Origin of the sequence: Micromonospora sp. NPDC048839 (assembly GCF_040649915.1) — a bacterium.
GTDB lineage: Bacteria > Actinomycetota > Actinomycetes > Mycobacteriales > Micromonosporaceae > Micromonospora.
The window spans coordinates 478,506-504,772 of the sequence record NZ_JBEZGL010000001.1 but is presented as its reverse complement, the minus strand read 5'-3'; the positions used below and the strand labels follow the sequence as shown (position 1 = coordinate 504,772).

At 72.4% G+C, this 26,267-nt stretch carries 28 protein-coding genes and 1 tRNA gene; 7 read left to right on the top strand and 22 right to left on the bottom strand.

What is annotated here, in order from left to right; translation table 11 throughout:
* Nucleotides 1-59: 59 nt before the first annotated feature.
* A complete protein-coding gene (locus tag AB0C25_RS02435; RefSeq protein WP_357241782.1) occupies nt 60-416 on the bottom strand; it encodes a YkvA family protein in 357 nt (118 codons plus the stop codon).
* 150 nt (nt 417-566) lie between these two features.
* Here AB0C25_RS02435 and AB0C25_RS02430 point away from each other — a divergent pair, with 150 nt between their 5' ends.
* The 3 genes from AB0C25_RS02430 to AB0C25_RS02420 all read left to right on the top strand — a co-directional run bounded on the left by AB0C25_RS02430 (nt 567) and on the right by AB0C25_RS02420 (nt 3,766).
* Nucleotides 567-1,616 (top strand): SGNH/GDSL hydrolase family protein, encoded by a 1,050-nt coding sequence (locus tag AB0C25_RS02430; RefSeq protein ID WP_357368709.1) that lies wholly within the window; start codon nt 567-569, stop codon nt 1,614-1,616.
* Nucleotides 1,613-2,425: an SGNH/GDSL hydrolase family protein gene (locus tag AB0C25_RS02425; RefSeq protein ID WP_357368707.1), complete on the top strand. Its 813-nt coding sequence runs from the start codon at nt 1,613-1,615 to the stop codon at nt 2,423-2,425. Before AB0C25_RS02430 ends, AB0C25_RS02425 begins: the two co-directional genes overlap by 4 nt.
* Before the next feature lie 78 nt (nt 2,426-2,503).
* On the top strand, nt 2,504-3,766 hold the full coding sequence (locus AB0C25_RS02420; protein WP_357368705.1) for an acetyl-CoA C-acetyltransferase: 1,263 nt from the start codon (nt 2,504-2,506) through the stop codon (nt 3,764-3,766).
* Between the two features lie 33 nt (nt 3,767-3,799).
* On the opposite strand, the gene AB0C25_RS02415 is transcribed toward AB0C25_RS02420, so the two are convergent.
* The 4 genes from AB0C25_RS02415 to AB0C25_RS02400 all read right to left on the bottom strand — a co-directional run bounded on the left by AB0C25_RS02415 (nt 3,800) and on the right by AB0C25_RS02400 (nt 6,067).
* Nucleotides 3,800-4,120 (bottom strand): hypothetical protein, encoded by a 321-nt coding sequence (locus AB0C25_RS02415; RefSeq protein WP_357368703.1) that lies wholly within the window; start codon nt 4,118-4,120, stop codon nt 3,800-3,802.
* A gap of 33 nt (nt 4,121-4,153) precedes the next feature.
* Nucleotides 4,154-4,912: a Bax inhibitor-1/YccA family protein gene (locus tag AB0C25_RS02410; RefSeq protein ID WP_357241767.1), complete on the bottom strand. Its 759-nt coding sequence runs from the start codon at nt 4,910-4,912 to the stop codon at nt 4,154-4,156.
* A 151-nt stretch (nt 4,913-5,063) separates the two neighbouring features.
* Nucleotides 5,064-5,879: a Bax inhibitor-1/YccA family protein gene (locus AB0C25_RS02405; RefSeq protein WP_357368701.1), complete on the bottom strand. Its 816-nt coding sequence runs from the start codon at nt 5,877-5,879 to the stop codon at nt 5,064-5,066.
* Between the two features lie 107 nt (nt 5,880-5,986).
* A tRNA-Leu gene (locus AB0C25_RS02400) sits at nt 5,987-6,067 on the bottom strand.
* 101 nt (nt 6,068-6,168) lie between these two features.
* Here AB0C25_RS02400 and AB0C25_RS02395 point away from each other — a divergent pair.
* Nucleotides 6,169-8,019 (top strand): hypothetical protein, encoded by a 1,851-nt coding sequence (locus AB0C25_RS02395; protein WP_357368699.1) that lies wholly within the window; start codon nt 6,169-6,171, stop codon nt 8,017-8,019.
* Nucleotides 8,020-8,094: 75 nt separating this feature from the next.
* Here AB0C25_RS02395 and AB0C25_RS02390 read toward each other — a convergent pair whose 3' ends face one another.
* The 13 genes from AB0C25_RS02390 to AB0C25_RS02330 form a co-directional block, all read right to left on the bottom strand.
* Nucleotides 8,095-9,426, bottom strand: a complete 1,332-nt coding sequence (locus AB0C25_RS02390) for an NAD(P)/FAD-dependent oxidoreductase (protein WP_357241758.1) — start codon at nt 9,424-9,426, stop codon at nt 8,095-8,097.
* A 102-nt stretch (nt 9,427-9,528) separates the two neighbouring features.
* Nucleotides 9,529-10,092: a hypothetical protein gene (locus AB0C25_RS02385; RefSeq protein WP_357368697.1), complete on the bottom strand. Its 564-nt coding sequence runs from the start codon at nt 10,090-10,092 to the stop codon at nt 9,529-9,531.
* Complete coding sequence (locus AB0C25_RS02380; RefSeq protein WP_357368695.1) at nt 10,089-11,531, bottom strand: DUF58 domain-containing protein; 1,443 nt, start codon at nt 11,529-11,531, stop codon at nt 10,089-10,091. The genes AB0C25_RS02385 and AB0C25_RS02380 overlap by 4 nt, the downstream gene beginning before the upstream one ends.
* Entirely contained in the window at nt 11,531-12,538 is a 1,008-nt protein-coding gene (locus AB0C25_RS02375; RefSeq protein WP_357241749.1) for a MoxR family ATPase, read from the bottom strand. Before AB0C25_RS02375 ends, AB0C25_RS02380 begins: the two co-directional genes overlap by 1 nt.
* Entirely contained in the window at nt 12,538-13,122 is a 585-nt protein-coding gene (locus AB0C25_RS02370) for a hypothetical protein (RefSeq protein ID WP_357368693.1), read from the bottom strand. Before AB0C25_RS02370 ends, AB0C25_RS02375 begins: the two co-directional genes overlap by 1 nt.
* Complete coding sequence (locus AB0C25_RS02365; protein ID WP_357368691.1) at nt 13,119-13,901, bottom strand: DUF4129 domain-containing protein; 783 nt, start codon at nt 13,899-13,901, stop codon at nt 13,119-13,121. Before AB0C25_RS02365 ends, AB0C25_RS02370 begins: the two co-directional genes overlap by 4 nt.
* Before the next feature lie 21 nt (nt 13,902-13,922).
* Nucleotides 13,923-14,636 carry a uracil-DNA glycosylase gene (locus AB0C25_RS02360; RefSeq protein WP_357369046.1) on the bottom strand — a complete coding sequence of 238 codons (714 nt, stop codon included), beginning with the start codon at nt 14,634-14,636 and terminating at the stop codon, nt 13,923-13,925.
* Between the two features lie 19 nt (nt 14,637-14,655).
* Complete coding sequence (locus AB0C25_RS02355; RefSeq protein WP_357368689.1) at nt 14,656-15,342, bottom strand: dienelactone hydrolase family protein; 687 nt, start codon at nt 15,340-15,342, stop codon at nt 14,656-14,658.
* 255 nt (nt 15,343-15,597) lie between these two features.
* On the bottom strand, nt 15,598-16,512 hold the full coding sequence (locus AB0C25_RS02350; RefSeq protein WP_357368688.1) for a hypothetical protein: 915 nt from the start codon (nt 16,510-16,512) through the stop codon (nt 15,598-15,600).
* A gap of 131 nt (nt 16,513-16,643) precedes the next feature.
* A complete protein-coding gene (locus AB0C25_RS02345; protein ID WP_357368687.1) occupies nt 16,644-17,714 on the bottom strand; it encodes a hypothetical protein in 1,071 nt (356 codons plus the stop codon).
* Nucleotides 17,711-18,043 carry a PadR family transcriptional regulator gene (locus tag AB0C25_RS02340; protein WP_030328782.1) on the bottom strand — a complete coding sequence of 111 codons (333 nt, stop codon included), beginning with the start codon at nt 18,041-18,043 and terminating at the stop codon, nt 17,711-17,713. Before AB0C25_RS02340 ends, AB0C25_RS02345 begins: the two co-directional genes overlap by 4 nt.
* A gap of 404 nt (nt 18,044-18,447) precedes the next feature.
* The gene (locus AB0C25_RS02335) at nt 18,448-19,386 is read right to left on the bottom strand and encodes a Ppx/GppA phosphatase family protein (protein ID WP_357369044.1); all 939 of its coding nucleotides are present in this window, start codon (nt 19,384-19,386) and stop codon (nt 18,448-18,450) included.
* 22 nt (nt 19,387-19,408) lie between these two features.
* Nucleotides 19,409-20,434, bottom strand: a complete 1,026-nt coding sequence (locus tag AB0C25_RS02330; RefSeq protein ID WP_357368686.1) for a helix-turn-helix transcriptional regulator — start codon at nt 20,432-20,434, stop codon at nt 19,409-19,411.
* Between the two features lie 142 nt (nt 20,435-20,576).
* Between AB0C25_RS02330 and AB0C25_RS02325 the strand changes: the two genes are divergently transcribed.
* The gene (locus AB0C25_RS02325) at nt 20,577-21,413 is read left to right on the top strand and encodes a polyhydroxybutyrate depolymerase (protein ID WP_357368684.1); all 837 of its coding nucleotides are present in this window, start codon (nt 20,577-20,579) and stop codon (nt 21,411-21,413) included.
* Nucleotide 21,414: 1 nt separating this feature from the next.
* Here AB0C25_RS02325 and AB0C25_RS02320 read toward each other — a convergent pair whose 3' ends face one another.
* Genes AB0C25_RS02320 through eno form a run of 4 tightly spaced genes read right to left on the bottom strand, consistent with a single transcriptional unit; the run spans nt 21,415 to nt 24,490 of the window.
* Nucleotides 21,415-21,912 (bottom strand): amino-acid N-acetyltransferase, encoded by a 498-nt coding sequence (locus AB0C25_RS02320; protein WP_357369042.1) that lies wholly within the window; start codon nt 21,910-21,912, stop codon nt 21,415-21,417.
* Nucleotides 21,913-21,947: 35 nt separating this feature from the next.
* The gene (locus tag AB0C25_RS02315) at nt 21,948-22,505 is read right to left on the bottom strand and encodes a DUF501 domain-containing protein (protein WP_357368682.1); all 558 of its coding nucleotides are present in this window, start codon (nt 22,503-22,505) and stop codon (nt 21,948-21,950) included.
* A 28-nt stretch (nt 22,506-22,533) separates the two neighbouring features.
* Complete coding sequence (locus AB0C25_RS02310; protein ID WP_357368680.1) at nt 22,534-23,175, bottom strand: septum formation initiator family protein; 642 nt, start codon at nt 23,173-23,175, stop codon at nt 22,534-22,536.
* Between the two features lie 31 nt (nt 23,176-23,206).
* A complete protein-coding gene (gene eno / locus AB0C25_RS02305) occupies nt 23,207-24,490 on the bottom strand; it encodes a phosphopyruvate hydratase (RefSeq protein ID WP_184181511.1) in 1,284 nt (427 codons plus the stop codon).
* A gap of 213 nt (nt 24,491-24,703) precedes the next feature.
* On the opposite strand from eno, the gene AB0C25_RS02300 reads away from it, so the two are divergent.
* On the top strand, nt 24,704-25,399 hold the full coding sequence (locus AB0C25_RS02300) for a hypothetical protein (protein ID WP_357368678.1): 696 nt from the start codon (nt 24,704-24,706) through the stop codon (nt 25,397-25,399).
* Entirely contained in the window at nt 25,396-26,250 is an 855-nt protein-coding gene (gene nudC, locus AB0C25_RS02295) for an NAD(+) diphosphatase (RefSeq protein WP_357368676.1), read from the top strand. The genes AB0C25_RS02300 and nudC overlap by 4 nt, the downstream gene beginning before the upstream one ends.
* Nucleotides 26,251-26,267: the final 17 nt, after the last annotated feature.

Genomic DNA, 26,267 nt, shown 5'->3' with positions numbered 1-26,267 from the left:
TTGCGGCGCCGGCAACGGCGGCCGGGCAGACGTTTCCTCGTCGCCCAGCGTACGTGCCGTCAGGGCACCAGCCCCCCGGGGATGACCGAGCTGCGGCGGGCCTCCCACTCCAGGAAGCGGTCGGTCTCGGCGAGCACACTGCCGGCCAACCACGTGATCATGACAGCGTCGTCGGCGAGCCCGAAGATCGCCAGCGGGATCTCCGGCAGCAGGTCGATCGGCGAGACGATGTACGCCGTCGCCGCCGTCATCAGGGCCAGCCGAAGGCCGCCGTCGTACTCCCCCTTGGTGGTGGCCCGGATCATCCGGGGCAACGCAGCCAACCGCGTGCCCAGCGACGGTCCCCCGCGTGCCCCGGCCGTCAGTGCCCGTGCCAGGGCCGCGAAGGCCGCGCTGCGCTTCAGTGTCTTCCCCATCGTCGCGCTCCTCTCCGCCGGATCAGCGTGGCGGGTCGGCGCAACTCGGCCGGCCTCTGCCGTACCGATACCCCGTCGCGTCGGTTTCCAGGCACTCGGGTGCCGTCACGACGACAGCGGCGTGTCGGACCTTCGCGATAATGTCGTGGTATGGGGGTGGCTGATTCCGTCGTACCCGGTGAGCGCTGGCGGCAGACCCGGCGGTTCGCCCGCCTGGCGGCGATCGGGACGGGCGCCACCGCGGCGGCCGCGGTGGCGACCGGCGGGGTGCTGCTCGGCCAGGCCCGGCAGGCCCGACGCACCATCCCGATGGCCGAGGCACCGCCACCGCGCTGCGACGGGATCTACGGCGCGAAGTTCCCCGGCCCAGCCCTCACCATGGTCGTGCTCGGTGACTCGTCGGCCGCCGGCTACGGGGTGCACCGCCGTCGGGAGACGCCCGGCGCGCTGCTCGCCACCGGCCTGTCCCGTCGACTGCACCGGCCGGTGCAACTGCACCGCTTCGCGGTGGTCGGCGCCATCTCGTCGGCACTCCGCCACCAGGTGGAGGCGGCGCTGGAGTGCCGACCCGACATCGCGGTGATCCTCATCGGCGGCAACGACATCACCAACCGGACTCCACGGGGGCTGGCGGTGCGCTACCTCGTCGAGGCGGTGCACACGCTGCGCGACGCCGGCTGCGAGGCGGTCGTCGGCACCTGCCCCGACCTGGGGGCGATCCGCCCGATCCAGCCTCCACTGCGGTGGCTGGCACACCGGTGGAGCCGCCAACTCGCCGCAGCCCAGACGGTCGCGGTGGTGGAGGCGGGCGGTTGGACGGTGTCCCTCGGTGATCTCCTCGGCCCCCGGTTCGCGGCGGAGCCGACCCGGATGTTCGCGTGGGACCGGTTCCATCCCTCCGCCGAGGGGTACGCGATGTGCGCCGCCGCTCTCCTGCCGACGATGCTGTCCGCGCTCGGCGCGGGGCAGGACCGCCGGGCCACACCGACGTGGGGAGAGGGCGTACGGTCGCTGCCGGAGGCCGCACAGGAGGCGGCCCGGCACGCCGGCACCGAGGTCAGTGGCACCCAGGTCCGGGGCCGCGACCGGGGGCCGGCCGGCCGGTGGGCGCAGTTGCGCCGCCGGGCGTTCTTCGGTGTCGTCGCGGTGCCGCAACACGGATCCGCCCCCGACGCCTCGACAGTGGAGGGACTGGCATGAACGAGCGCAGCGACCGGGGCGTGACCGCCGGCCTCGCCGGCCGACTGGGTCGGGCAGCGGCGTTCTCGCTGCTCGCCGGCACCGTGGGCGGCGCTGCCGTCCTGGCTGGTGAGGCGTTCGTCGCCCGGCACCGGCGCTACGCCCAACCGGAGCTGGGGCTGGCCCTGCGGGCCACGATCGGCCGGGCGGGGGCTCCGCCGCTGCGGCTGGTGCTGCTCGGCGACTCGTCGGCGCTCGGCGTGGGCGTCGACCGTCTCGACGACACCATCGGCGGGCAGTTGGCGAACCTGCTCGCCGAGGGTCCGGCCGGCCGACGCGTACACCTGTCCAGCGTCGGCGTCTCGGGCTCCCGCTCGACGGACCTGGCCACCCAGGTGGCCCGGGCCCTGCTCGGTGAACGGCCCGACGTGGCGCTGATCCTGATCGGCGCGAACGACGCCACCGGGCTGCGCCGCCCCTCCGACGCGGCGGCCTATCTCGCCGCCGCTGTGCACCGGCTGCGGGAGGCGCGGGTCGAGGTGGTGGTGGGCACCTGCCCCGACCTCGGCGCGGTGCGTGCCATCGCGCCGCCGCTGCGCCAGGTGGTCGGCTGGTCGGGGCGTCGGATGGCCCACGCGCAGACCGCCGCCGTGCTGGACGCGGGCGGCTCGGTGGTCGACCTCGCCACCGAGACCGGGCCGGTGTTCCGGGCCGACGTGGGGACGCTCTGCCACGACGGCTTCCACCCGTCCGCCGACGGCTACCGCGTGTGGGCGCACGCGCTGCTGCCCGCCGTCGTCGCCGCGGCGACGGTCGCGACCCGGCGCTAGATCGTCCCCGGCCGGGGTGACATTTCCCGCCGCGTCGGCTTCTTCCGCGCCATGTTACTGGCGGGTTAACGTTGGCTCATGCCGATTGAGTCGTCCCGCGACGCCGTCATCGTCGCCACCGCCCGCTCCCCCATCGGCCGGGCGCACAAGGGGTCCCTGCGCGACGTCCGCTCCGACGACCTCGCCGCGACGATCGTCCAGGCGGCCCTGGACAAGATCCCCCAACTCGACCCGACCACGATCGACGACCTCTACCTCGGGTGCGGCCTGCCCGGGGGCGAGCAGGGCTTCAACATGGCCCGGGTGGTGTCCACCCTGCTCGGTCTGGACACGGTGCCCGGCGCCACGCTGACCCGCTACTGTGCCTCGTCGCTGCAGACCACCCGGATGGCGATGCACGCGATCCGGGCCGGCGAGGGCGACGTGTTCGTCTCCGCCGGTGTGGAGATCGTTTCCCGTTACGCCCGGGGCAGCTCCGACGGGCTGCCACCGGAGGCGCAGGCCCTGGTCGGCGGCGGCTGGGAAAACCCGCGCTTCGCGGCGGCCGGCGAGCGCTCGAAGCAGCGCGCGCAGGGTGGCGCCGAGGTGTGGACCGACCCGCGGGAGGCCGGTGAGCTGCCCGACATCTACCTGACCATGGGGCAGACCGCGGAAAACCTGGCCCAGGTGCACGACGTGACCCGCGCCGACATGGACGAGTTCGGCGTACGCAGCCAGAACCTCGCCGAGAAGGCCATCGCCGACGGCTTCTGGGCCCGGGAGATCACCCCGGTCACCACGCCGGACGGCACCGTGGTGAGCACCGACGACGGCCCCCGGGCCGGCGTCACCCTGGACGCGGTCGCCGGCCTGAAGCCGGTCTTCCGTCCGGACGGTCGGATCACCGCCGGCAACTGCTGCCCGCTCAACGACGGCGCGGCCGCCGTGGTGGTGATGAGCGCCCAGCGGGCCGAGGAGCTGGGGCTGACCCCGTTGGCCCGGATCGTCTCCACCGGGGTGACCGCCCTGTCACCGGAGATCATGGGCCTCGGGCCGGTCGAGGCGTCCCGGCAGGCGCTGCGCCGGGCGGGCATGACCATCGACGACGTCGACCTCGTCGAGATCAACGAGGCGTTCGCGGCGCAGGTCATCCCCTCCTACCGTGAGCTGGGCATCCCGGAGGAGAAGCTGAACGTGATGGGCGGCGCCATCGCGGTCGGTCACCCGTTCGGCATGACCGGCGCCCGGATCACCGGCACCCTGCTCAACGCCCTGGAGTGGCACGACAAGACCATCGGCCTGGAGACCATGTGTGTGGGCGGCGGCCAGGGCATGGCCATGGTGCTCGAACGGCTGAGCTGAGGCAAACCTGCCCCGCGGCTCGCGGAGCGGGCCTCAGAGCGCGCTGCGGGTCGCCGTCACCTCGGCGGCGGCCCGCGCCAACACCTCGTCGCCGGCTCCGGTGGCCCGCAGGTCGGCCGTCACCACCCGCAACTGGTCGGGCAGCGCCAGGTCGTTGTCGAGCCGGGGCACGCTCCGGCGCGGTGTGCCCTCGGCGTCGGCGGCCAGGTTGGCGAGCTCCTGCACCAGCCGGTGCACCAGGTCGGCGCGGGGCACGTTGCCGGTCGTCGCGACCGCCGCCCAGCGCGGCTGCTGCCAGTGCCCGACCTGACCGACCAGCAACCGCACGGCCTGTTCCAACTCCGCTGCGCTCATCGCCGCCGAGTCTACGGCCGACCGGCGCGCCGGTCAGCGACGCAGGTAGCTGAGCAGCCGCAGCAGCTGCCAGTAGAGGAAGACCAGACCGGTGAGCAGGCCGAACGCGCTCAGCCACGCGTACCGGCGGGGACGACCGTCGCGCACCGAGCGCTCGACGAGGTCGAAGTCCAGGATGAAACTGAACGCCCCGGCGATGATGGCCACCACCGAGAAGGCGTACGGCAGCCAGCCCACCTGACCACTGACGCTGTAGACCGCCAGACCAGGCCGGCCGGAGATCAGGTACGACACCAGGTTGACCACGCTGAGCACCGCGATCCCGAGCAACGTCCCGATCACCAGGCGGGCCAGCCGGGGCGTCGCCCGGATCACCCGCGCCCGGTAGAGCGCCGCCATGCCGAGGAAGACGCCGAACGTACCGGCCACCGCCTGCACCACGATGCCCGGGTAGACCTGCTCGAAGGTGCGACTCGCCACCCCGAGCAGCAGACCCTGCAGCACGGCGTAGCCGACGATCGGCACCGGGTTGGTGATGCCCCGCAACGAGATGACCAGGACCAGCGCGATCGAGGCGAGCGCGCTGCCGGCCAGCGCGGCGCCGAGCCAGGCCGCATCCGGGATCACCGCCCAGGACACCGCCGCCGCCACACCGGTGACCAGCAGCAACCCGACGGTACGGGTCACCACGTCGTCGACCGTCATCGGCTCGACGTCGCGGGCGCCGAGCACCCGGGCTTCGACCCGGCCGGTCTCGTCCAGCCGGTTGAGCACCGGGTTGTTGCTGCGCACCGCCGCCTCCTTCGCCCGCGTACCCCCAGGGCATGTGGCCCTCGCAGTCACTCTGCCCCGGTCGGGCCGGCGGCGGCGGGGAAACGGCGCTGACGACGGCGCCCGCCCCCGCCGAAGCGGGAGCGGGCGCCGGTCGGCAGTGCGGACGAGGTCAGTCGTCGCCCTGGAAGTAGCTCAGCAGGCGCAGGATCTCGATGTAGAGCCAGACCAGGCTGACCAGGATGCCGAACGCGGCCACCCAGGAGTAGCGCTGCGGCAGGCCCATCCGGACGCCGTCCTCGATCTCCTTGAAGCTGAGCACGAAGCTCAGCGAGGCGACCACGATGCAGACCAGGCTGAAGCCGATGGCCAGCGGGCTGCCGTCGCGCAGGCCGGTGTTGACGCCGAACAGCGCCAGCACCAGGTTGATCATCATGACGGCGAAGAGGCCGACCATCGCCGCGATCATGCCCTTGACGAATGCCGGGGTGGCCCGGATGACCTTCGCCCGGTAGAGCATCGCCATCAGGAAGAAGATGCCGAAGCTGGCCACCGCCGCCTGGAGCACGATGCCGTCGTAGAGCGTCTCGAAGGCCTTGCTGACCATGCCCACGAAGACACCCTCGACGACCGCGTACGCGATGACGAGCGCCGGGTTGGCCATCCGGGAGAACGAAATGATCAAGCCGAGGACCAGGCCGACGACCGCCGCACCGATCCAGGCGGTGCTGACGAGCGCGTCGGGCACGAGCACCCAGGCCGCCGCGGCGGTGATGCCGAGGATGCCGAGCAGAGCGACGGTCTTGACGACGACGTCGTCGACCGTCATCGGCGCCACCGTGGGCGGCGCGGCCGGGTAACCGGCCTGGGACGGGTACTGCTGGGGAATGCCGGGCTGTCCGTACGGCCCGGCCGGGGCGTACCCGGCGGAGCGCTCCCGCTCGGCCGCCTGGCCGAGCCGGGCGAGCACCGGGTTCGAGGTCTTCACTGTCTGGCCTCCCTCAGGGGGTCGTTTGCACGTGAACGTGCCCTTCAAGAGTAGACGGCACGGCCAAGTCCTGGTGATCACGGATGAGAATGTGTCGAGCTGGTGGGTGCCCGGGGCGGGGGTCGAACCCGCACGCCTTGCGGCAGCCGCTTTTAAGGCGGCCGTGTCTGCCTTTCCACCACCCGGGCGGGTGGCACCGGCGCGTCGACACGCGAGGTGCAGTGTCACCGTAACCGGTTAGCGGCGACCTGACGTACCCAGCAGGGCTGGCCACATTAGGGTCGGTGCCGTGAGCAGCACAGCCCCCACGGCCCCTGAGCAGGCCTTCCGCCTCGACCGTCAGGTCGACCGCCGGCCTCGGGCAGCTCGCCTGCTGGCCACCGTCCACCGACACCGGGCGGATCTGCTCGTCGCTCTGGCCTGGGTGGCGCTCGCCGGCTGGCTCACCCACGGGCTGTGGCCCGATCCGGCCGGCCGCACCCTGGCGCTCAACCCGGAGGACCAGACCCTCTACGAATGGTTCCTGGCGGTCGACGCCCGCGCGCTGCTCGGGGACTTCGACCTGCTCACCGACCGGCTCAACGCGCCCGACGGCGTCAATCTGATGGCCAACACCACGGTGATCGCCCTCGGCATCGTCGTCGCGCCGGTCACCCTGCTGCTGGGAGCGCCGGTCAGCTTCGCGCTGCTCGCCGCCGCCAACCTCGCCGGCACCGCCGTCGCCTGGTACCTGCTGCTGCACCGGATGCTGCGCGCCCGCCGGCTCGCCGCCGCGCTCGGCGGTGGCCTGTGCGGCTTCGGTCCCGGCATGGTCTCGCAGACCAACAGCCACCTGCACATGACCGCCCAGTGGCTGGTGCCGGTGATCGTCTGGCTGGTGGTCCGGCTGCTGCGGGCGGCCGACCCGGGGCCGGTGACCCTCGACGAGACCGGACTCACCCGACCCGGCGGCCCGGACCGCCGGCGGATGATCACCTCGGCAGCCGGGCTGGCCAGCGCGGTCAGCGCACAGGTGTTCATCGGTGAGGAGGTGCTCTTCCTCGCCGCCGCCACGCTGCTGGTGATGGCGATCAGCTACGCCGTGGCGGACCGGGACCTGGCACGGCGGGTGCTGCCCGGCTTCGCCGGTGGGCTGGCCATCGCCGCCGGGCTCTCCGTGCTGGTGCTCGGTTATCCGCTGTGGTTCCAGTTCGCCGGCCCGCAGGGGGTTGCCGACGGCATGTTCACCCCGGCCTACTTCTCCGCCGACCTGAGCAGCTGGTGGGCGGTCTCCCCGCTGTCGGTGGCCGGCAGCGCCGAGGCGGCCCGGCTGACCACCGGTCCGGCCGAGTACAACACCTTCCTCGGCTGGCCCCTCCTGCTGGTCACCGTCGCCTGCGCGATCTGGGCCGGGCGGCATCGACGGCTGGCCTTCGCCTGCGTCGTGGCGGGTCTGGTGATGGGTGCGCTCTCGCTCGGCCCCGAGGTGGTGCTCGGTGGCACCAGGACCGCGATTCCCGGCCCGTACGCCCTGATCGGCGGGCTGCCGGTGGTGGACGGCGCGCTGCCGATGCGGTTCGCGTTGGCGTTGCTGCCGATCGTCGCGACACTGCTCGTGCTGGCGGTCGACCGGGCTCTGCGCGGCACCGGTCGGGCCCGACGGCTCGTGCCCCTGGCCGTCGGCGCGGCACTGCTGCCGATCTTCCCCACTCCTCTGCCCACGACCGAACGGCCCGCCGTGCCGGAGTTCATCACCGGCGGCCACTGGCGGCAGTGCGTGCCGCCCGGTGGGGTGTTGGTTCCGGTGCCGCTGCCCACGCCCAAGGAACCCGGGCCGATGCGCTGGGCCACGGCCGCCGACGCCGACTTCAGCCTGCCCGAGGGGTTCTTCATCGGCCCGTACGGGAGGCGCGGCACCGCGGCGATGGGCACCTTCAAGCAGCCCACGTCCGCCCTGTTGGCGGACGTCGCCCGGCGCGGTGACCAACCGGCCATCGGCGACGAGCAGCGCCGGCAGGCCACCGTGGACGCGGACTTCTGGGGCGCCTCGTGCGTGGCGCTGGCCGACGACGCCCCCCACGCGGAGAGCCTGCGGAACACCCTGGAGCAGCTCTACGGCCCCGCGACCCGGATGGCCGACGCCTGGATCTGGCGGGTCTGACCACCGCGGTCGCACAACGAAAGGCCCCTCCCCACCGCAACGGGTGAGGGAGGGGCCTTCGCGTGCGTGTTCGGGTCAGACGCGGGGGGCACCGACCGGCTGGGACGCCTCGACGAACTCCTCGCGCGGGTCGTGCAACTGCCCCAGGGCGACCACCTCACGCTTGAGGAAGAACGCCAACGACCAGTCCACCACGACCCGGACCTTGCGGTTGAACGACGGGATCCGGCTCATGTGGTACGTCCGGTGCATGACCCAGGCCGGCCAACCGGTCATCTTGATGCCGTACACCTGGGCGACGCCCTTGTGCAGCCCGAGGCTCGCGACGCTGCCGACGTGCTTGTGCTTGTAGTTGACCGGCTCGCGGCCCCGGACCACGGCCACGATGTTGTCGGCCATCCGGGCGGCCTGGCGCACCGCGTGCTGGGCGCTCGGCGAGCAGAAGTTGCCCGGCTCCTTGGTGAGGTCCGGCACGGCGGCGCAGTCGCCGGCGCTCCACGCGCCCTCGACCACCTGGTCACCGTCGACCACCTGAAGGGTGGGCAGGCAGGTGATCCGCCGACGGTCGTCGCGCGGGAAGTCGGTCGCGTCCAGCATCGGCGACGGCTTCACGCCAGCGGTCCACACGATCGTGTCGGACCGGAAGCTGTCACCGTCGGAGAGCTTGACCACCCCGTCGACGCAGGACTCGAGCCGGGTGTCCAGCCGGATGTCCATGTTGCGCTTCATCAACTGCTGGACGGTGTACGCGCCCATGTCCCGGTCGACCTCGGGCAGCACCCGCTGGGTCGCCTCGACCAGCACCCAGCGAACCTCGTCCTGGTTCAGCTCCGGGTAGTAGCGCAGGGCGTCGCGAGCCATGTCCTCCATCTCGGCGAGCGCCTCGATGCCGGCGTACCCACCGCCGACGAAGGTGAAGGTCAGCGCCGACCGTCGGACGTCCGCATCCGCCGTGGCGGCCGCCACGTCGAGCCGGTCGAGGACGTGGTTGCGCAGGTAGATCGCCTCGCCGATGGTCTTGAACCCGATGCCCTGCTCGTGCAGACCGGGAATCGGCAGGGTGCGGGAGACCGACCCCGGGGCCACGACCACGTGGTCGTACGTGATCTCCCGGGCCGGGCCGCTGATCGGCTGGACCGTGGCCACCTTGCGGTCGTGCTCGATCCGCGTGACCGTGCCCGCCACCATCTTGCACCGCTTCAACTCCCGGCGCAGCGGCACCACGGAGTGCCGTGGGGAGATGTTGCCCGCCGCGGCCTCGGGCAGGAAGGGCTGATAGGTCATGTGCGGTTGGGGGTCCACCACCATGACCTCAGCCTCACGGGAGCTGAGCTTCTTCGACAGGCGCAGCGCCGCGTACAGACCGACGTGCCCGGCACCCACCACAAGGATCCGCTTCGGATTCACGTTGTCTATCTTTCCCCGGCCGGCTCAGGTAATGCCGCTCGCGGCCCCCATCTGTGACGGAGCACAACCCGTGTGACCTGCGTAACCCTCCGGTCGCAGCGGTCACCGCCGTCGCAGCAGCCAGCCCAGCAACGCCGCCGTCCCGACGGCCAACAGCAGCCCCAGCAGGGTCACCCACTGGTATCCGGTCTCCCCACCCATGCCCGCGGCCTGCAACAACAGCACCCCCAGCACCGCGGTGCCCAGCAGGACGCCGCCCGCCCGCAACAACCAGCGGCTGATCAGCGCGGGGTCCACCACCGCGTCATAGGGCAACAGTGCGGCCAGCGCGCAGAGGGTGTGCGACAGGTAGAGCAGGGCCGCGACGGCGAGCAGCCGCCAGAGGGCGACCGGGCGGCCGTACCCGTCGGTGGCGAGCAGCCAACCGCCCACCGTGACCAACGCCGTGAAAACCGCCCAGACCCGGCGCGGACCGAGCGCGGGCAGCAGCGCGGTGACCGCCAGAAAGAGGAGCGGCCGGCCGGAAAGCACCTCGGAGGGGAAGGCCAGGACGAACCCGGCAAACACGATGACGAAGATCCCGGCCCGAACCAGCAGCGGGGTGACACTGATGCGGGCAACCGCGTTCTGGGCGGCCCGAACCCGCCCGGTCACCGCGTCGATCATCTGCCACCAACCCTCGGAGCCGTCGCCAACCGCGCCACGTCCCGCAACACCTGGTCCAGACTGCCGGCACCGGCCCAGCGCACCACAGGTACGCCGTGCTCCCGAAGCTGCCCGATCATGACCTCCCGGTCCAGGCGCCACAGCCGGTACGCCACCTCGGCCCAGCCCAGGTCCTTCGGTGACGCCAGGTCGGTCGGCAGTGTGTCGACGGCCACCACGAACCGCCCGGCGCGGGCCAGCCGGGCGAGCATCTGCGCCGACCGTTCGTCCAGCAGCGGGGTCAACACCACCACGAGCGCGTCCGAGGAGAGCAGTTGCGGGCCGAAAACCTGGTCGTACGGCTCGTGCGAGGACGGATGGACGCGTACGTCGAGCAGCCACTCCAGCACGGTCAGGTACTGCCGACGTCCGGCGGCCGGACGCAGCCGGCGAGCTCCCGGCCCGTACTCCAGCAGGGAGACCCGGTCGCCGCGGTGCAGGTAGTGCTCGGCGATCGCGGCCGTGGCCCGGACCGTGGTGTCCAGCACCGAGGCGGCGCCGCTCACCCCGCCGGATCGGCCAGCCTCGGCGAGCACGTCGAGCAGCACCACCACCTCCGCGTCGCGGTCGGAGAGCGTGGCCGCCACGTGCAACTGCCGAGCGCGCAACGAGACCCGCCAGTCGATGCGACGCAGCCGGTCCCCGGGGCCGAAGCGCCGTACGCCGGCCAGCTCGCCGCCCTCGCCGGGCCGCCGGGAGTGGTGCGCCCCGACCAGACCGGCGGCGCGGGGCATGGCCTCGACAGCCTCGAACGGCTCGGTACGCGGGTACACCCGCACCCGCACCGGCTCGGTGAGCACCGCCCGGGAGACCAGCAGACCGCCCGCCGTGGCGACCCGCGCACCGGCCGGTCCCACCGGGTGCCGGCCCCAGCGCACGGCGCGGCCGGCGAGTTCCAGATCCGCCACCGTCCCGGTGGGCACCGCTGTCACGAACGGCCGGTCGGCGATGGAACGGCCCCTGCCGCTGGCCGGAGCCCCACCGTCGGCCGGCGTCGTGGCGGAGGACGGCACGTCGTCGACGGCCCCGTCCCGGGCGAAACCGGCCCGGGTGATGCGCAGCCACGGCGACACGCGGGAACGCACCACCACCAGGTCGTAGTCGACGCTGTCCGGGTTGCCGACGCTCACCGCCGCCGTCACGTCGCCGCCCTCGACCAGCGGCCCGTCCTCATCCTGGCTGATCCACACCTGCGGCAGCGCCGTGGGCCGCCGACGCAGCGCGTACGCGGTGCCCAGCGCGAACGGGGCGGCCAGCACGATCAGGTCGACCCGCCCCAGCAGCACCCCCGCCACCAGCAGCAGGCCGGCGAGCAGCACCGCCCGGCCGAGCGCCCGGGTGGGTGCCCAGCCGGCACCCGGTTCCGGCTCGGTGGCCATCGGCACGGTCGGTCCGGTCATCAGTGCCGAGGCCCGCCCGCGGCGTAGCTGGGCAGCGCGCCACTCGCCGGAGCGGGGGTGGCCTCCAGCACCTCGCCGACCACGAACGCCGGGTCGACCCGGCGCAACCACATCTCCGGGCGCAGGGTGATCCGGTGGGCCAGGGCGGGAGCGGCCACCTCCTTGACGTCCTCCGGCACCACGTAGTCCCGTCCGCCGAACACCGCGCGGACCCGGGCCAGCAGCAACAGCGCCAACGAACCGCGCGGCGAGGCGCCGACCAGCACCGACGGGTGCTCCCGGGTCGCCGCGGTGAGGGAGACGATGTAGCGGCCGATGGAGTCCTCCACCACCACGTCCTCCAGGGCGGCCTGCATGGCCCGCAGTGTGGCGGCGTCGACCACCGGCTTGATGTCCGCCTCCTCGCGGCGACGGCTCATCCGGCGGCGGAGCACCTCCCACTCCTCCTCGTGCTGCGGATAACCGAAGGAGACCCGCAGCAGGAACCGGTCCAGCTGGGCCTCGGGCAGCGGGTACGTGCCCTCGTACTCGATCGGGTTGGCGGTGGCCAGCACGTGGAACGGCTCGTCCAGCTTGTAGGTCACCCCCTCCACCGAGACCTGCTTCTCCTGCATCGCTTCCAGCAGCGCGGACTGCGTCTTCGGCGGCGTCCGGTTGATCTCGTCGGCGAGCAGCAGGTTGGTGAAGACCGGCCCGGCCCGGAAGGTGAAGTCGCCGTTGCGCTGGTCGTACAGGAACGAGCCGGTGACGTCGGCGGGGAGCAGGTCGGGGGTGAACTGCAACCGGCGGAAGTCCAGGCCCAGCGCCTGGGCGAACGAGCGAGCGGTGAGCGTCTTGCCCAACCCGGGCAGATCTTCCAGCAGCACGTGGCCACCCGCCAGGATGCCGGCGAGGACCAGCTCCAACGCGTCCCGCTTGCCGACCACGACGGTGCCGACCGCGTCCAGGACCGCCCGAGCCAGGTGGCCGACCTCGGCGGGGGCAATGCTCCGGTCCACGTCGTTCATCAGATCTTCTCCAGTTCGGCGACGATCACCGCGAGGTCGCGTGGCGACGGGGTGCGGCGAGGCGGGGTCTCCAGGAACGTCCACAGCCGGTCACCCAGCAGGACACGGGCGCGGGCCGGGTCCGACTCGCGGGTGACGCCGTGCTTCAGGCGCATCCGTTCGTCGGCCAGTTCACCGATCCGGGGCAGGACCACCCCGGTGAAACGTTCGGGTCGGTTCGAGGACCAGTCCAGGGGCCGTTCCCACTGGTTGATCGCGCCACGCAGCGCGTCCCGGGTTGCCCAGTTGTAGCTGCCGTCCTCGTCACCCGTGCCGGCCCGACGGGCCGGCGGCGACGGGGGTGGCGGCGCGAGCAGGGCGGTGATCCGGCGGACCCCCAGCACGGCGAGCACCCCGGCGACGAGTACGGGCAGCGAGACCTGGAGGCCGACCGCGCGGAGGCCGACGAGCAACACCGCGACCACCGCGGCGGCCCACGCGAGGGCGCGTACCACCGGACCGGTCCGGGAGCGGGGTGCCTGCGGGCCTTTCGGTGCCGCCTCCTCGTCGAACGCGAGCAGGTCGTCGATGCTGGTGCTGCTCATGGGGCCACCGCCGTGAGCTCTCCGCGCAGCCGACGAAGTGCGGCGCGGGCCTGGTCGCGGGTGCGCTCGTCGACCGGGCGGGTGGCGTAGCGGGCCTCCCGGTAGACGTGCGCGAACTCAGCCAGCACCTCGGTGCTGACGATGGCCGGAACGCCGGCCGCCGGGTCACCGTGCAGCAGCCGGCTGACCAGGTCGGTGGGGGTGTCCCCGGCGAGCCGTGGCACGCCGGCCGCGGCGGCGGCCTCCTCCAGGCGCACCCAGCACGCGATCACCGCCACCCGGGGGTCGGTGTCCCGGTCGTCGAGCTCCACCAGCCCGGCGTCGAGGGCGGCGACCACCTCCCGGGCGGTGCCCTCGGCGGTACGCCGGGCCCGCTGCGCCGGCAGTGCCCGGTTGGTGCGTTTCAGAGCGCCCCGGATCAGGATCCAGGACAGGTAACCGAGGGCGGCGAGGATGGCCAGCCCGAGCAGAACCATCGCCACGGTGGCGACCCACTCCGGGATGTGCGCCTGGGTGGCCTCACCGGCGGTGCGTGGCTCGACCGGAATGGACCGCGACGGCTCGGCGGTCGGGTACTCGGGCACCCACGGGACGTTCTCCGCGGCTGGCGGGATCCGGCTGGCCCCGATCGACGAGTGCCCGGACGCCAGCGCGGCACCGGCGAGCAGTGCGGCGACCGCGGCGACCGGCCACCACCGGCGAAGCAGGCCAAGCGCCGAGCGCGACACCCCCGGCTCGGCGGCCGGCAACGAAGTGGGGGCGCGTGTTCCGTCGGTCATCGCCACCACCCCACGCGCGTCTCAGTCCACCCCGGCCAGCTGCTTAGCCTGGCCGAAGACGTCGTCCAGCATCTTTGGTGTCAGCCGCCCGGTGAAGGTGTTCTGCTGGCTGACGTGGTAGCAGCCGAGCAAGTCCGGAGCGGCCGTGCCGGACCAGTGTGCCCCATGACCGAACCTCGGTCGCGGGCTGGGCGGGCGCTGCCCGTACACCTCGCGAAGCACCGGCCACCACGAGGCCCAGGCGAACGCGCCGAGCGCGACGACGACACGCAGCGTGGGCTGGATCAGCGTGACCTCGCGGTGCAGCCAGGGCGCGCAGTTGTCCCGCTCGGGCGGGGTCGGTTTGTTGTCCGGCGGCGCACAACGGACGGCCGAGAAGATCCGCAGGTCCCGCAGGGCGAGCCCGTCGTCGGCGGCGACGCTTGTCGGTTGGTTGGCCAGCCCGGCCCGGTGCAGCGCGGCGAACAACACGTCACCGGACCGGTCACCGGTGAAGATCCGGCCCGTGCGGTTGCCGCCGTGTGCGGCGGGTGCCAGCCCGAGAATGGCGATCCGGGCGTCCCCGGTGCCGAAGCCCGGCACCGGGCGACCCCAGTACTCCTGGTCGCGGAAGGCAGCCCGGCGGGTGCGGGCTACCTCCTCCCGCCACCGAACCAACCGGGGGCAGGCGAAACAGTCGCTCACCGCCGCGTCCAGGTCGGCCAGGTCGGTCGCCCGCGCTGCGCGGGCGACCACCTGCTCGGGGGTACGGGACTCAGCCAAGCTTGGCCCGGAAGAGTTCCAGGGTGCGGGCCCAGGCACTGGCGGCGGCGCGCTGGTCGAACGCCTCCGGTCGGTCGTCGTTGAAGAAGGCGTGTGCGGTGCCCGGATAGTCGTAGAGGTGGCAGTCGCCGCCGGCCTCCTCGATGGCCCGGCGGGCGGTCTGCACGCCCTCGGCGGCCGAGGTGCCGTCCTCTTCGGAGCAGTGGACGACCGCGGCCTTGCCGGCGTAGTCGGCCCAGTCGGGGCGCATCGACTCCCACGGCAGCACCGGGTAGAAACCGGCGGTCGCGACGATCCGCTCGGAGACGGTGGCCGACCAGAGTGCGAGGCTGCCACCGGCGCAGAAGCCCACGGCACCGACCTTACCGGTGACCTCCGGCCGCCCGGCGAGATAGTCGGCCGCGCCCGCGATGTCCTTCGCCGCCTCGTCCATCCGCATCGCCATCAACAGCCGCTGCGCCTCGTCCGGCTCACTTGTCGTCTCACCGTGGTAGAAGTCCGGGGCGAGAGCGACGAAACCGGCTTCGGCGAACCGCTCCGCGACCGACCGGATGTGCGGCACCAGCCCCCACCACTCCTGGATGACGATGACGGCGGGGCTGGCCAAACCACTGGCGGGTATCGCGAGATACCCCTCGCTCGTACCCCCGTTGCTGCGGTAGGTCACCATTTCGCCCATGGGCCGTCCTCCTAGCGGTCAGTCATCGTTGGCTGGTCGCCCAGTGGTTCCAGTGCCGGTAGCCTGCCATGCCACGCCGCCGCCGGGAAGACGCCGGAACAGTGGCATTCACCTCCTGTTCGCCCGCCGGTGACTCCGGATACGCCGACGGCGGCGGGGTGGGTTCCCCGCCGCCGTCGATGCCGATCCACCGCTGTGGCCAGGCCTTCTTGGTCAGGCCTTCGCGGTCAGGCCTTCGCGGTCAGGCCTTCGCGGTCAGGCCTTCTTGGTCAGGCAGAGCACGTAGCCCGTCTTGCCGGGCAAGATGGTGGAGTAGATGTAACCCTTTTCGTCCGGCTTGAAGTACTGCTCGCAGGCCGTGCCGGCTCTGGCCTGGGCCTCGGTCTGGTCGTCGACCCGACCGACCACGTTGTACACCGCCTCGGTGGAGGTGCACTCGACGATCCTGGCGTCGGTCACCTTCTCCTGCTTGGTGCCGGTGACCTCGGGCAACTTGGCGATACAGTCACCGGCCTTGGCGGCAGCCGTCTCGTCCTTGTTGATGACGTTGCTGATCGCCGACACGACACCGAACTTCAGGCCGGCGACGACGGCGACCGCGAGGATCGCGCCGACGATGCCGAGGACCTTCATCGCACCGAACTTCTTCACCTCCGGCTCGGCCGACTGCGGCTCGGCCGACTCCGGCTCGGCCGACTCCGGCTCGGCCGACTCGGGCTCGGCCGACTCCGGCTCGGCCGACTCCGGCTCGGCCGACTCGGGCTCGGCCGACTCCGGGTCTGCCGAACGCGGGTCTGCCGAACGCGGCTCCGACTCACGGGCCGCCGAACGCGGCTTGGCCGAGTCGGGGTCGGTCGACTCCGCGGCGGCCACACGCGGCTTGGGCACAATCGGCCCGGCCGACTGCGACCCGGTCGACTGCGACCCGGCCGACTGCGACCCGGCGGACTGCGACCCGGCCGACTCCGGGTCGGACACACGCGGCTTAGGCACACTCGGCCCGGCCGATTTCGACTCGGCCGACGCCGACCCGGTCGTCTCCGACTCGACCACACGCGGCTCGGCCGGACGTGACACCGCCGCCTGCGGCTCGGTCGGCTGCGGCGCCTCGACGGCCGGCTCAGCCGGTGCGGCGTCGGACGCGGATGGCGGTGCGACCTGCTCTGGCACGGGGGTTCCTTCCGAGGGGTGGATGAGCAGACGACACCGTAACGATCATTGATTTCCGGTGCCGTCCCGCTCGCCTCGTCCGTTCAGTTAATTCCAGCCGCGCCCACATGATCCAATTCACACACCGTGACTCAACTCGTGGGGGTGGGACTCGGTGTCTTGGTGGGCTCCGCCGAGGGCTCGCCGGTCGTCGTTCCGCTCGACGGCGTGCTGGTCGGTTCGGCCGGCGGCGTGCTGGTCGGCTCCGCCGTAGGCGTGCTGGTCGAGCCGGCCGGGGGCGTGCTGGTCGAGCCGGCCGGGGGCGTGCTGGTCGCGGGCGGTGTTGTCACTGTGGGATTGGACCCGGCCGGACCGCGGGGGCCGAAGGGCGCCCGGCCCACGCAGTACGGGTACGGCCGCAGCAGTGGGTTGCCGTCCTCGCTGACCGGACCACAGTCCGGGTAGCCGAGGCGGATCGGGTTGCCGTCCTGGTCGAAGAGCCGGGCGTTCTCCACCAGCCGGCCCTCACTGTCGTAGACGAACACGTCCCGGACCTGGCTGTACTGGCTGTCGACCGAGGTCTGGTCGTAGTAGTAGTCGCGGTTGAGTCGGCCCTCGGTATTGATCAGTGCGGCGAACGCGAACACCACCAGCACCGCGCTGCCGACCTGCACCGCCGAACGTGGCCAGCGGCTCAGCTGGGTGGGACGGCGGCCGATCCAGATGGAGCCGAGCACGAAGCCGACCAGCATGATCAGGCCGGCGAGCAGCTCTCCACCAAAGCGGGGCAGCAGGTTGTAGTAGTTGCCACCACTGGAGATCACCGTGATCAGCATCGCCGCCAGGTAGCCGCGCAGCACCCACCAGCCGGGGCGCAGCAGGCGGAGGAAGTCGCTGGCGTGCGCGTACCCCAGGGGTGGACCGAGCCGGGTGTCGATCGCGTTCAGCCGGCCGCGCAGCCGGACCAGCGCGGCGGTGACCCGCTGGTCGAGATTGCGCCCACCGCCGCCCGGCGCGGCGCCGGCCGCGGCGCGCAGCTCGGCGGCGTACGTCTCGGGCTCGCCCAGCCGCTCGACCAGGGTGCCCTCGGCCTCGGCGGCGACCTCCGTGAGGTGGTCGGCGAGATCCTCGGTCAGCTCGTCGCGTTGCGTGGCCGGCAGGTCGGCCAGAGCGGCCCGGACCCGCGCCACATAGTCGGTGATCTCCTGCTCCGCGACGGTCATGCCGCCATCCCCCGATCGTCGAGCAGACTGTCCATGGTGGTGGCGAACGAGCGCCAGAGCTTGCCGGAGCGGGTCAACTGGTCGCGCCCCGCGGCGTTGAGTGAGTAGTACTTGCGGTGCGGCCCGGACTCGCTCGGCACGACGTAGGTGGTGAGCAGGCCGGCGGCGAAGAGGCGGCGCAGCGTCCCGTAGACCGAGGCGTCACCGACCTCCTCCAGGCCGGCCTCACGCAACCGGCGCAGGATGTCATAACCGTAGCCGTCCTCCTCCCGGAGGACAGCCAGGACGGCCATGTCGAGCACGCCCTTCAGCAACTGTGTGGTGTCCACGCAATGCACACTACTGCGCAATGCGAAGTAGCGTCAACGATCACGCCCCGACACGCCGGGGCACCCGCTCGTGATCCACTCGAATTCCTGCACAACGGGCTGTCAACACGACCCGGGCACCGCGACTTCACCGAAGACGAGTCGATCAACCGGCCGGCGCGGATTCGTCCAGACCTTCGGAGCCGATCGAATCGGAAGCAGACCGCCCGGCGGTCCAGCCCACGAAGGCGAAGCAATCGGCGGTACCTACCGTCAACCCGTGGGCGAGTTCGTTGGGATCGCTGAGCCGAACGTGATCGACTCGGTTTTCAGGAAGTCGGGGTATCCGAGGCACCTGGACACCGCGACTTCAAGGAAGGCGAGTTGATCAAGCTCGCCTGCGCCGGCAACGTTCCCTGGACGGCCTAGCGGGCGGTGGTTGGCTGAAGGCTCCAGGCGATGCCGTCGAGAATGTCGTGCTCCGAGGCGACCACCGACGGCATTCCGGCCCGCTCCATGATCACGCGGAGCACCAGCGCTCCCGCGCCGATCACGTCGGCCCGGCCCGGGTGCATCACCGGGATCGCCAACCGCTGCGCACGGGTCTGGCCCAGCAGGTCCGCCGTCACCTGGGCGACCGCCTCGTACGACACTCGGGCGTGGTGGATGCGCTCCGGGTCGTACTCCCGCAGGCCCTGGGCGATGGCGACCACGGTGGTGACCGACCCGGCGAGGCCGACCAGGGTGGCCGCCTCGCGGCCGGGCACCACGGCGAGCGCCCGGTCCACCGCGGCCGCGATGTCGGCCTCTGCCGCCTTGACCTGCTCGGACGTCGGCGGGTCACCGGGCAGGTGCCGCTCGGTCATTCGCACACAACCGATGTCCACCGAGATCGCCGCCCGCACCCCTGCGGCCCGGTCACCGACCACGAACTCGGTGGAACCACCGCCGATGTCGACGACCAGGAACGGCTCCTTCGCGTCGGTCGGCAGGCCACGCACCGCGCCGGTGAACGACAGCCGGGCCTCCTCGTCGCCGCTGACAACCTCCGGTGCGACGCCGAGGGTGCCCCGCACCATCTCGGTGAAGTCGTCGGCGTTGGCGGCGTCCCGGGAGGCCGAGGTGGCGCACATGCGCACCCGCTCCGCGCCCAGCTTCTCGATGTCGGCCGCGTACGACGCCAGTGCCACCCGGGTCCGTTCGATCGCCTCCGGCGCCAACCGGCCGGTGCGGTCGACACCCTGGCCGAGTCGGACGATCTCCATCCGCCGGGTCAGGTCGGTCAGCGGCGCCCCGGTGGACTCCTCGGGCAGGTCCGCGACCAGCAGTCGGATCGAGTTGGTCCCGCAGTCGATGGCCGCCACACGCGTCGTCACGGCAGCAACCTTACGGCAGGGCCGGCGGCCACCCCGGAGCGTGGCCGAGGCGCCACCCCTCGGACGAGCCTCTCGACAACTGCGCGCCGAGCGCGGTCAGGTGATGCCGAACCGCCCCACCCTCCCGCTCGCTGGCCACCAGACCGGCCGACCGCAGCGCGGTGGCGTGCTCCGAGGCCGAGGAGAGGCTGATCCCGACGGCCTGGGACAGCACGGTGGTGGTCATCCCGCCGTCGACCGCCAGCCGACGCAGCACGAGCGCCCGGGTGGTGCCGAGCAGTCGACCGAGGGAATCACCCCCGGCGGTGGTCCCGAAACTGGGCAGCACCGTCGGATAGACGAGCAGGATCGGGTGACCGGGCTGGACCAGCACCCGGGGGCGGGGTCCGGCCAACGGGGAGGGCAGCAGGATCAGCCCGTGGCCGGTGCCGGACAGGTCACCGCTCCACCACGTCCGCACCTCCAGCACCGGCTCCCGCCACCGGATCGCCGGGTGCAACCCCGCGAAGAGGCCGTCCAGGCCATGCTGCGCCAGCCGATGGCTGGCACAGGTCAACTGCTGGCGGTACGCGCCGGTCAGATCGGGCCAGAGTGGTGCCAGGACCGCGTCGAACCAGGTGCGGACGGCCCCGCCGAACAGGCCCAACACCTCCGGGTCGGCGTCCGCGAACCGCCGCCGCAGCGGGGTGACAGCCGTCTGCGCGTACGACGCGGTGGCCTCGGCCCGGATCCGCCCTGCCGGAGTGGCCCGGATCGCCTCCAGGCCGGCCTCGACCGATTCCAGGCCGGCCCACGGGGTGACGAAGTCCGGCAGGCGCCCCCGGGCGGGGAGCAGGTGCCGCAGCGTCGCGGTGGCGGCCCGCGCGGTGCCCGTGCGCTCGACCGTCGCCGCCCGCTCGGCCAGCGCCGGTGCCAACGCCGCAACCGTCGGGTCCCGTAGCCACTGACCGGCCAGCAGTGCGGTGCCGACCGGATGCAGCCGGTCGGCGAACCGCACCCGGCAGAGGTCGGCCGGCCCGAGCTGGAGACGAAGCATGAGGCACAGCCTGCCTCCCTTCGCCCATGGCCGAAAGGGTTGATCGACCAGCGACCCATCTCCAGAGTGGACGTCGGGTCTACGGGGGGTGGCCGACGTGCGGCGAATGGTGGCAGCGTTGACGGGGCTCTGCCTCATTGCCATGGTTGCGGCTTGCGGTGAGCGGGGACGGCCCGCGCCGGCCCCGCCCTCCGCGACCAGCGAATCCCCGGCTGCGGGTGACCACGACCTCACCCTGAACCACAACGGCCAGGAGCGCACCTACCTGCTGCACGCACCACCCGGGTACGACCCGAGCCGGTCACCCGCGCTGGTCATCGCGCTGCACTTCTATCCCGGAAGCGGCGCCGGCATCCAGGAGCTGGCCGGCCTGGAAGCCAAGGCCGACAAGGACAACGTGCTGGTGGCCTACCCGGACGGGGTGGCCGGCGGCTTCAACGCGCTGATCTGCTGCGGCAACGCGGACGACGTCGGTTTCCTCACCGCCCTCACCGACCACCTGGTGCAGACCTGGCACGCGGACGCGAATCGGGTCTATCTCACCGGCATCTCGAACGGCGGCGACATGAGCTTCCGGGCGGCGGTGGAGGGCACCGGCAAATTCGCCGCGATCGGGGCGGTCAGCGGCGGGTACAGCGGAAAACTGACCACGGCCGAGACCTACGTGCCGAAGAGCCCGGTCTCCGTGATCACCTTCATCGGCGGCCAGGACCGGTACGCCTCGACGTTCCAGACCGGCATCAAGACCTGGCAGCAGCGGCTCTCCTGCCAGCCCAGCCCGAAGGCGTCCGGGGTGCCGGGCGTGACACACACGCTGGCGAGCTGCAAGGACGGCAGCGAGGTGAGCGTCTACACCCTGCCCGAGATGGGCCACAGTTGGCCGGGGGCGACGACCGGTTCGCTCGCCGACTCCTCCGCAGGGCTGTCGGCCACCGACCTGATGTGGGAGTTCTTCGCCGCGCACCCGCGCAAGGCCTGACCTACAGGCGCAGCAGCATCCGGGTGTTGCCGAGCGTGTTCGGCTTGACCCGCTCCAGGTCGAGGAACTCCGCGACACCCTCGTCGTACGAGCGCAGCAACTGCTCGTACACCGGTTGCGGCACCGGCGCGCCGTCGATCTCCTGAAAGCCGAACGCGCCGAAGAACCGCGTCTCGAAGGTGAGCACGAAGATCCGTGCCACCCCCAACTCGCGGGCCGCGTCGATCAGCTCGCCCACCAGCCGGTGCCCGATCCGTCGGCCCCGACAGGCCGGATCCACCGCGACCGTACGGATCTCGGCCAGGTCCTCCCACATGACGTGCAGCGCACCGCACCCCACCACCGCGCCGTCGGCGGGGCGGACCGCCACCCGGAACTCCTGCACCTGCTCGTAGAGGGTGACTGTCGCCTTGCTCAACAGCCGCCGGTCGTTGGTGTAGGTGTCGACCAGCTGCCGGATGCCGCGCACGTCCCCGGTGCGGGCGCGCCGCACCAGGATCCGACTCTCGGGTGCCGAGGACCCGGCCGGCGCGTTCACTCGGCCGCCGGGACGTCCACGCACGGGCCGGCCGTCCACCAGGGCTCGACCAGCGCCAACGTCTCGTCGCCGAACGGGTTCACGCCCGGGCCGGCGCCCAGCGCGTGACCCAGGTGCACGTGCAGGCACTTCACCCGGCCCGGCATGCCACCCGCCGAGATTCCCGCGATCTCCGGCACCTCGCCGATCGCCTCCCGGCGGGTGAGGTAGTCCTCGTGCGCGGTCCGGTAGTGGGCGGCCAACTCGGGATCCGTCGTCAACCGGTCCGCCATGTCCTTCATCAGCCCCGCCGACTCCAGCCGGCTGCACGCCGCGGTGGCCCGGGGGCAGGTCAGGTAGTAGAGCGTGGGGAACGGTGTGCCGTCGGCGAGACGGGGAGTCGTCTCCACCACGTCCGGGAGTCCGCACGGGCAACGGTGGGCCACCGCCCGGGTGCCCCGGGGCGTCCGGCCGAGCTGCGCGGCCACCGCGGCCAGGTCCGCCTCGGTGGCCGGCGCACGCTGCGGCAGGGGTACGGAATCCGCCGCCGGCTCCGACGGTGGTACGACAGTCACGGTCTCTCCTGGTGCGTCGATCGGTGGATCACTTGCCCGGCTGCTGGTTGTCCGCCGCCTGCACGCTCGACCAGAGCGTGTCGTACCAGGTCGTTGGCCCGGCCGGGGCGGCCGAACCGGCCGACTTCCCGGCGTCTCGGGCGGCGCCCTCGGCGTCGTGCAGCACCACCATCATCTTCTCGCCGGGGCGGCCCATGAAGAACCGTTCCCGGGCCTTGGTCTCGATGTACGCCGGGTCCTTCCAGTTGTCGGCCTCGGCGGCGAGCTTCGCGATCTCCTGCTCCTGCACCGCCTGCGCGGCTTCCATCCGCTCGATGTCGGCCTGCTGGTCCAGGTAGACACGGACCGGGTAGGTGTAGGCCAGCGCGAGCGCGATGAGCACCGCGAACAGCACGGTGGCCCGACCGGTGAAGCGACGGGGGTGGGGTGCGGTGAGCCGCTTGACGGCGCCACCGGCGGCAGTACGCCGAGCGGCGGCGGGACGATTCGCGGAGCGGACGCCCTCGGTGCCCCGGGCCGCGCCCGGAGCCCGACCAGCGGTGCCGCGCGACTCGGCGCGGACGCCGGTCTCGCGGACCGATCCCCGGGTGGCCCGGCCGCCACCCGACCGACCGGATTGACCCGGCCGGCGGGCGGGACGTTGACCACCCGGTGTGCGGCGCTGCTGCATCGTCACACCCCTCCCCCGAGGCTTCGCGCGCTCAGGCCGAACGGTAGCGCGGGAACGCGCCGGCGCCCGCGTAGCGCGCCGCGTCGGCCAGCTCCTCCTCGATCCGGAGCAACTGGTTGTACTTCGCGACGCGGTCCGAGCGGGCCGGCGCGCCGGTCTTGATCTGGCCGCAGCCGGTGGCCACCGCCAGGTCGGCGATGGTGGTGTCCTCGGTCTCGCCGGAACGGTGGCTCATCATGCACTTGAAGCCGGCCCGGTGGGCCAGGTCCACGGCGTCCAGGGTCTCGGTCAGCGAACCGATCTGGTTGACCTTGACCAGGACCGCGTTCGCGGACTTCTCCGCGATGCCGCGGGCGATGCGCTGCGGGTTGGTCACGAACAGGTCGTCACCGACGATCTGCACCCGGTCGCCGATCGAGGCGGTCAGCGTCTGCCAGCCACTCCAGTCGTCCTCCGCCAGCGGGTCCTCGATCGACACGATCGGGTAGTCACCGGCCAGCTTGGTGTAGTAGTTGCTCATCTCCTCGGCGGACTTCGCGGCACCCTCGAAGGTGTAGGTGCCGTTGTCGAAGAACTCGGTGGCCGCCACGTCGAGCGCGAACACGATGTCGGTGCCGAGCCGGTAACCGGCCTTCTCGACCGCCTCGGCGATCAGGTCCAGGGCTGCCGCGTTGGTCGGCAGGTTCGGCGCGAAGCCACCCTCGTCACCGAGCCCGGTGGACAGGCCCTTCTTCTTCAGCACCGACTTCAGCGCGTGGTAGACCTCCGCGCCCGAGCGCAGCGCCTCGCGGAAGGTGGGCGCGCCGATCGGCGCGACCATGAACTCCTGGATGTCGACGTTCGAGTCGGCGTGCGCGCCACCGTTGAGGATGTTCATCATCGGCACCGGCAGGAGGTGCGCGTTCGGGCCGCCCAGGTAGCGGAACAGGCTCAGCTCGGCGCTGCCGGCAGCGGCCTTCGCCACCGCCAGGGAGACCCCGAGGATGGCGTTCGCGCCCAGCTCCGACTTGCTGTCGGTGCCGTCGATGTCGAGCATCTTCTGGTCGATGAGCCGCTGCTCGCTGGCCTCGTACCCGATGATCTGGTCGACGATCTTGTCTTCGACGTTGGAGACCGCCTTCTCCACGCCCTTGCCCTGGTAGCGGTCGGCGTCACCGTCGCGCAGCTCGATCGCCTCGAAGGCGCCGGTGGAGGCGCCGGAGGGCACGGCGGCGCGGGCGACCGTGCCGTCGTCCAGGCCGACCTCGACCTCGACCGTGGGGTTGCCCCGCGAGTCGAGAATCTCCCGGGCGACGATTCCCTCGATGGTTGCCACTAAGTCGCTCCTCGTTGTTGTGATCCGGTCCGTGGGTGGGCCGCGACGGTGCGGCTGAGGCAGGTGTTGAACGCAGCGTATCGGGCGGCGCGAACGGGCACGGCGTCGCCCGCGCACCCGAGTCGCCCCGCGTTGACGGACATTCCCGGATTTCCGGGCGTCAACCGGCAACGGGTTTGCGCTGCACGGACCAGATCCACCAGGCTGGTCGTCATGCCCGCCGCCTCGACCACCCTCCGCATGCTCGCCGTGTCGGTCATCGCGTCGCTCACGGTCACCGGCTGTCAGACGTTCGAGGACGCCGGAGTCGCCATGGGTCGCTCGGAACTCGTCAACGACCTCGCCGCCCGGCTCGACCGGGCGCTGGAGTTGACCTACTCGGCCGACTACCAACTTCCGGGCGGCCAGCGCGCCGCGATCGTGCAGGCGCAGGATCCGGCCCGGTCCGCGTACACCTACCCGGGCGGGCGACTCACCGTCACCCCGGAGGCCATCACCAGGTGTACGACGACAGGCGCCCGCCCCGAGTGCACGCTTGTCGCCCCGCCCACACCGGGCAGCAAGCCGACCGTGACGCTCTTCGGCGAGGCCAACCAGAAGGGCCTCGCCACCCCACCCGTGGTGGTCGGGCTGCTGACCGCCGCCGCGCTCGACCCGCAGGCGGTCATCAAGCAGAGCGACACCACGGTCGCCGGGCACCACGCCGCCTGCGTCGAGGTGCAGGGCTCGTCGTCCGGCGACTTCACCGCCTGCGTGACCACCGAGGGCGTGCTCGGCAGCTTCACCGGACCGGTCGACGGCAAGCCGGTGGACCTGGCGCTGAGCCGTTACTCCGCGACCGTCGACACGGGCGCGTTCGACCCGCCTGCCGGCGCCGGCGTCGTGGACCGTCGCCCCGGCGGCTCGTGACCGACCCACCGGCCGAGCCCACGCCCGGCGGGTTCACGCCCGGGGCCGACCGGAGCCGACCGCCCGCCCCCGGCGACCTGGCCCTGCCGGTGACCGGCGCGAAGCTGCTGACCAGCGCCGACGGCCAGCCCCTCCGCGTCGCCGACCTGCCCGCCGGCACCGACTGGGTGCCGCTGGGCACGCTCGACGGAGTGTCCGCCTGGGGCACCGACGTGGCCACCGCCGACGACCTTCCCGGCCGGGCGCGCGGCTGGGCCTCGCTCGCCGCCGAGGTGCCGGAGCCACACGCCACGCTCGCCGGCCGGGCGCTGGCGGTGGTGACGTGGCGGCGTACCCACCGGTGGTGCGGCGCCTGCCGTACCGAGCTGACCGACGTGCCCGGCGAGACCGCCCGGCGATGCCCCGACTGCGGCCTGTACGTGCCGATGCAGCTCTCCGCCGCGGTACTGGTGGCGATCACCCGGCCCGGCCCCGCCGGTCGTGCCGACGAGCTGCTGCTGGTCCGGCACGCGACCGGGCCGACCGGGCTGTGGGCGCTGGTGGCCGGCTTCGTCGAGGCCGGCGAGACGCTTGAGGCGGCGGTGCACCGGGAGGTCGGCGAGGAGGTCCGGCTGCCCGTGGACCGCCTGGCCTACTTCGGCAGCCAACCGTGGGCGATCTCCGGCCCCGGTGTGCTGCTCGCCGGGTTCACCGCCCGTGCCGCTGACCCGCACGCCGAGCCGGTGGTCGATGGCCGGGAGCTGACCGAGGCCCGGTGGTTCGGCCTGGATGCGCTGCCGGCGGAGCTGCCGCCCGCGTACTCCATCTCGCGCTGGCTGATCGACGCGACGGTGAGCACCCGGCGGCGCTGACCCCGCGCGGCGGCGGG

What these genes read in the sequence shown, in the direction of transcription:
- AB0C25_RS02435 (WP_357241782.1), bottom strand. Translation starts at nt 416, where the DNA reads ATGGGGAAGACACTGAAGCGCAGCGCGGCCTTCGCGGCCCTGGCACGG.
- AB0C25_RS02430 (WP_357368709.1), top strand. Translation starts at nt 567, where the DNA reads ATGGGGGTGGCTGATTCCGTCGTACCCGGTGAGCGCTGGCGGCAGACC.
- AB0C25_RS02425 (WP_357368707.1), top strand. Translation starts at nt 1,613, where the DNA reads ATGAACGAGCGCAGCGACCGGGGCGTGACCGCCGGCCTCGCCGGCCGA.
- AB0C25_RS02420 (WP_357368705.1), top strand. Translation starts at nt 2,504, where the DNA reads ATGCCGATTGAGTCGTCCCGCGACGCCGTCATCGTCGCCACCGCCCGC.
- AB0C25_RS02415 (WP_357368703.1), bottom strand. Translation starts at nt 4,120, where the DNA reads ATGAGCGCAGCGGAGTTGGAACAGGCCGTGCGGTTGCTGGTCGGTCAG.
- AB0C25_RS02385 (WP_357368697.1), bottom strand. Translation starts at nt 10,092, where the DNA reads ATGATCGACGCGGTGACCGGGCGGGTTCGGGCCGCCCAGAACGCGGTT.
- AB0C25_RS02380 (WP_357368695.1), bottom strand. Translation starts at nt 11,531, where the DNA reads ATGACCGGACCGACCGTGCCGATGGCCACCGAGCCGGAACCGGGTGCC.
- AB0C25_RS02375 (WP_357241749.1), bottom strand. Translation starts at nt 12,538, where the DNA reads ATGAACGACGTGGACCGGAGCATTGCCCCCGCCGAGGTCGGCCACCTG.
- AB0C25_RS02370 (WP_357368693.1), bottom strand. Translation starts at nt 13,122, where the DNA reads ATGAGCAGCACCAGCATCGACGACCTGCTCGCGTTCGACGAGGAGGCG.
- AB0C25_RS02365 (WP_357368691.1), bottom strand. Translation starts at nt 13,901, where the DNA reads ATGACCGACGGAACACGCGCCCCCACTTCGTTGCCGGCCGCCGAGCCG.
- AB0C25_RS02355 (WP_357368689.1), bottom strand. Translation starts at nt 15,342, where the DNA reads ATGGGCGAAATGGTGACCTACCGCAGCAACGGGGGTACGAGCGAGGGG.
- AB0C25_RS02345 (WP_357368687.1), bottom strand. Translation starts at nt 17,714, where the DNA reads ATGACCGTCGCGGAGCAGGAGATCACCGACTATGTGGCGCGGGTCCGG.
- AB0C25_RS02330 (WP_357368686.1), bottom strand. Translation starts at nt 20,434, where the DNA reads ATGCTTCGTCTCCAGCTCGGGCCGGCCGACCTCTGCCGGGTGCGGTTC.
- AB0C25_RS02325 (WP_357368684.1), top strand. Translation starts at nt 20,577, where the DNA reads ATGGTTGCGGCTTGCGGTGAGCGGGGACGGCCCGCGCCGGCCCCGCCC.
- AB0C25_RS02310 (WP_357368680.1), bottom strand. Translation starts at nt 23,175, where the DNA reads ATGCAGCAGCGCCGCACACCGGGTGGTCAACGTCCCGCCCGCCGGCCG.
- AB0C25_RS02300 (WP_357368678.1), top strand. Translation starts at nt 24,704, where the DNA reads ATGCCCGCCGCCTCGACCACCCTCCGCATGCTCGCCGTGTCGGTCATC.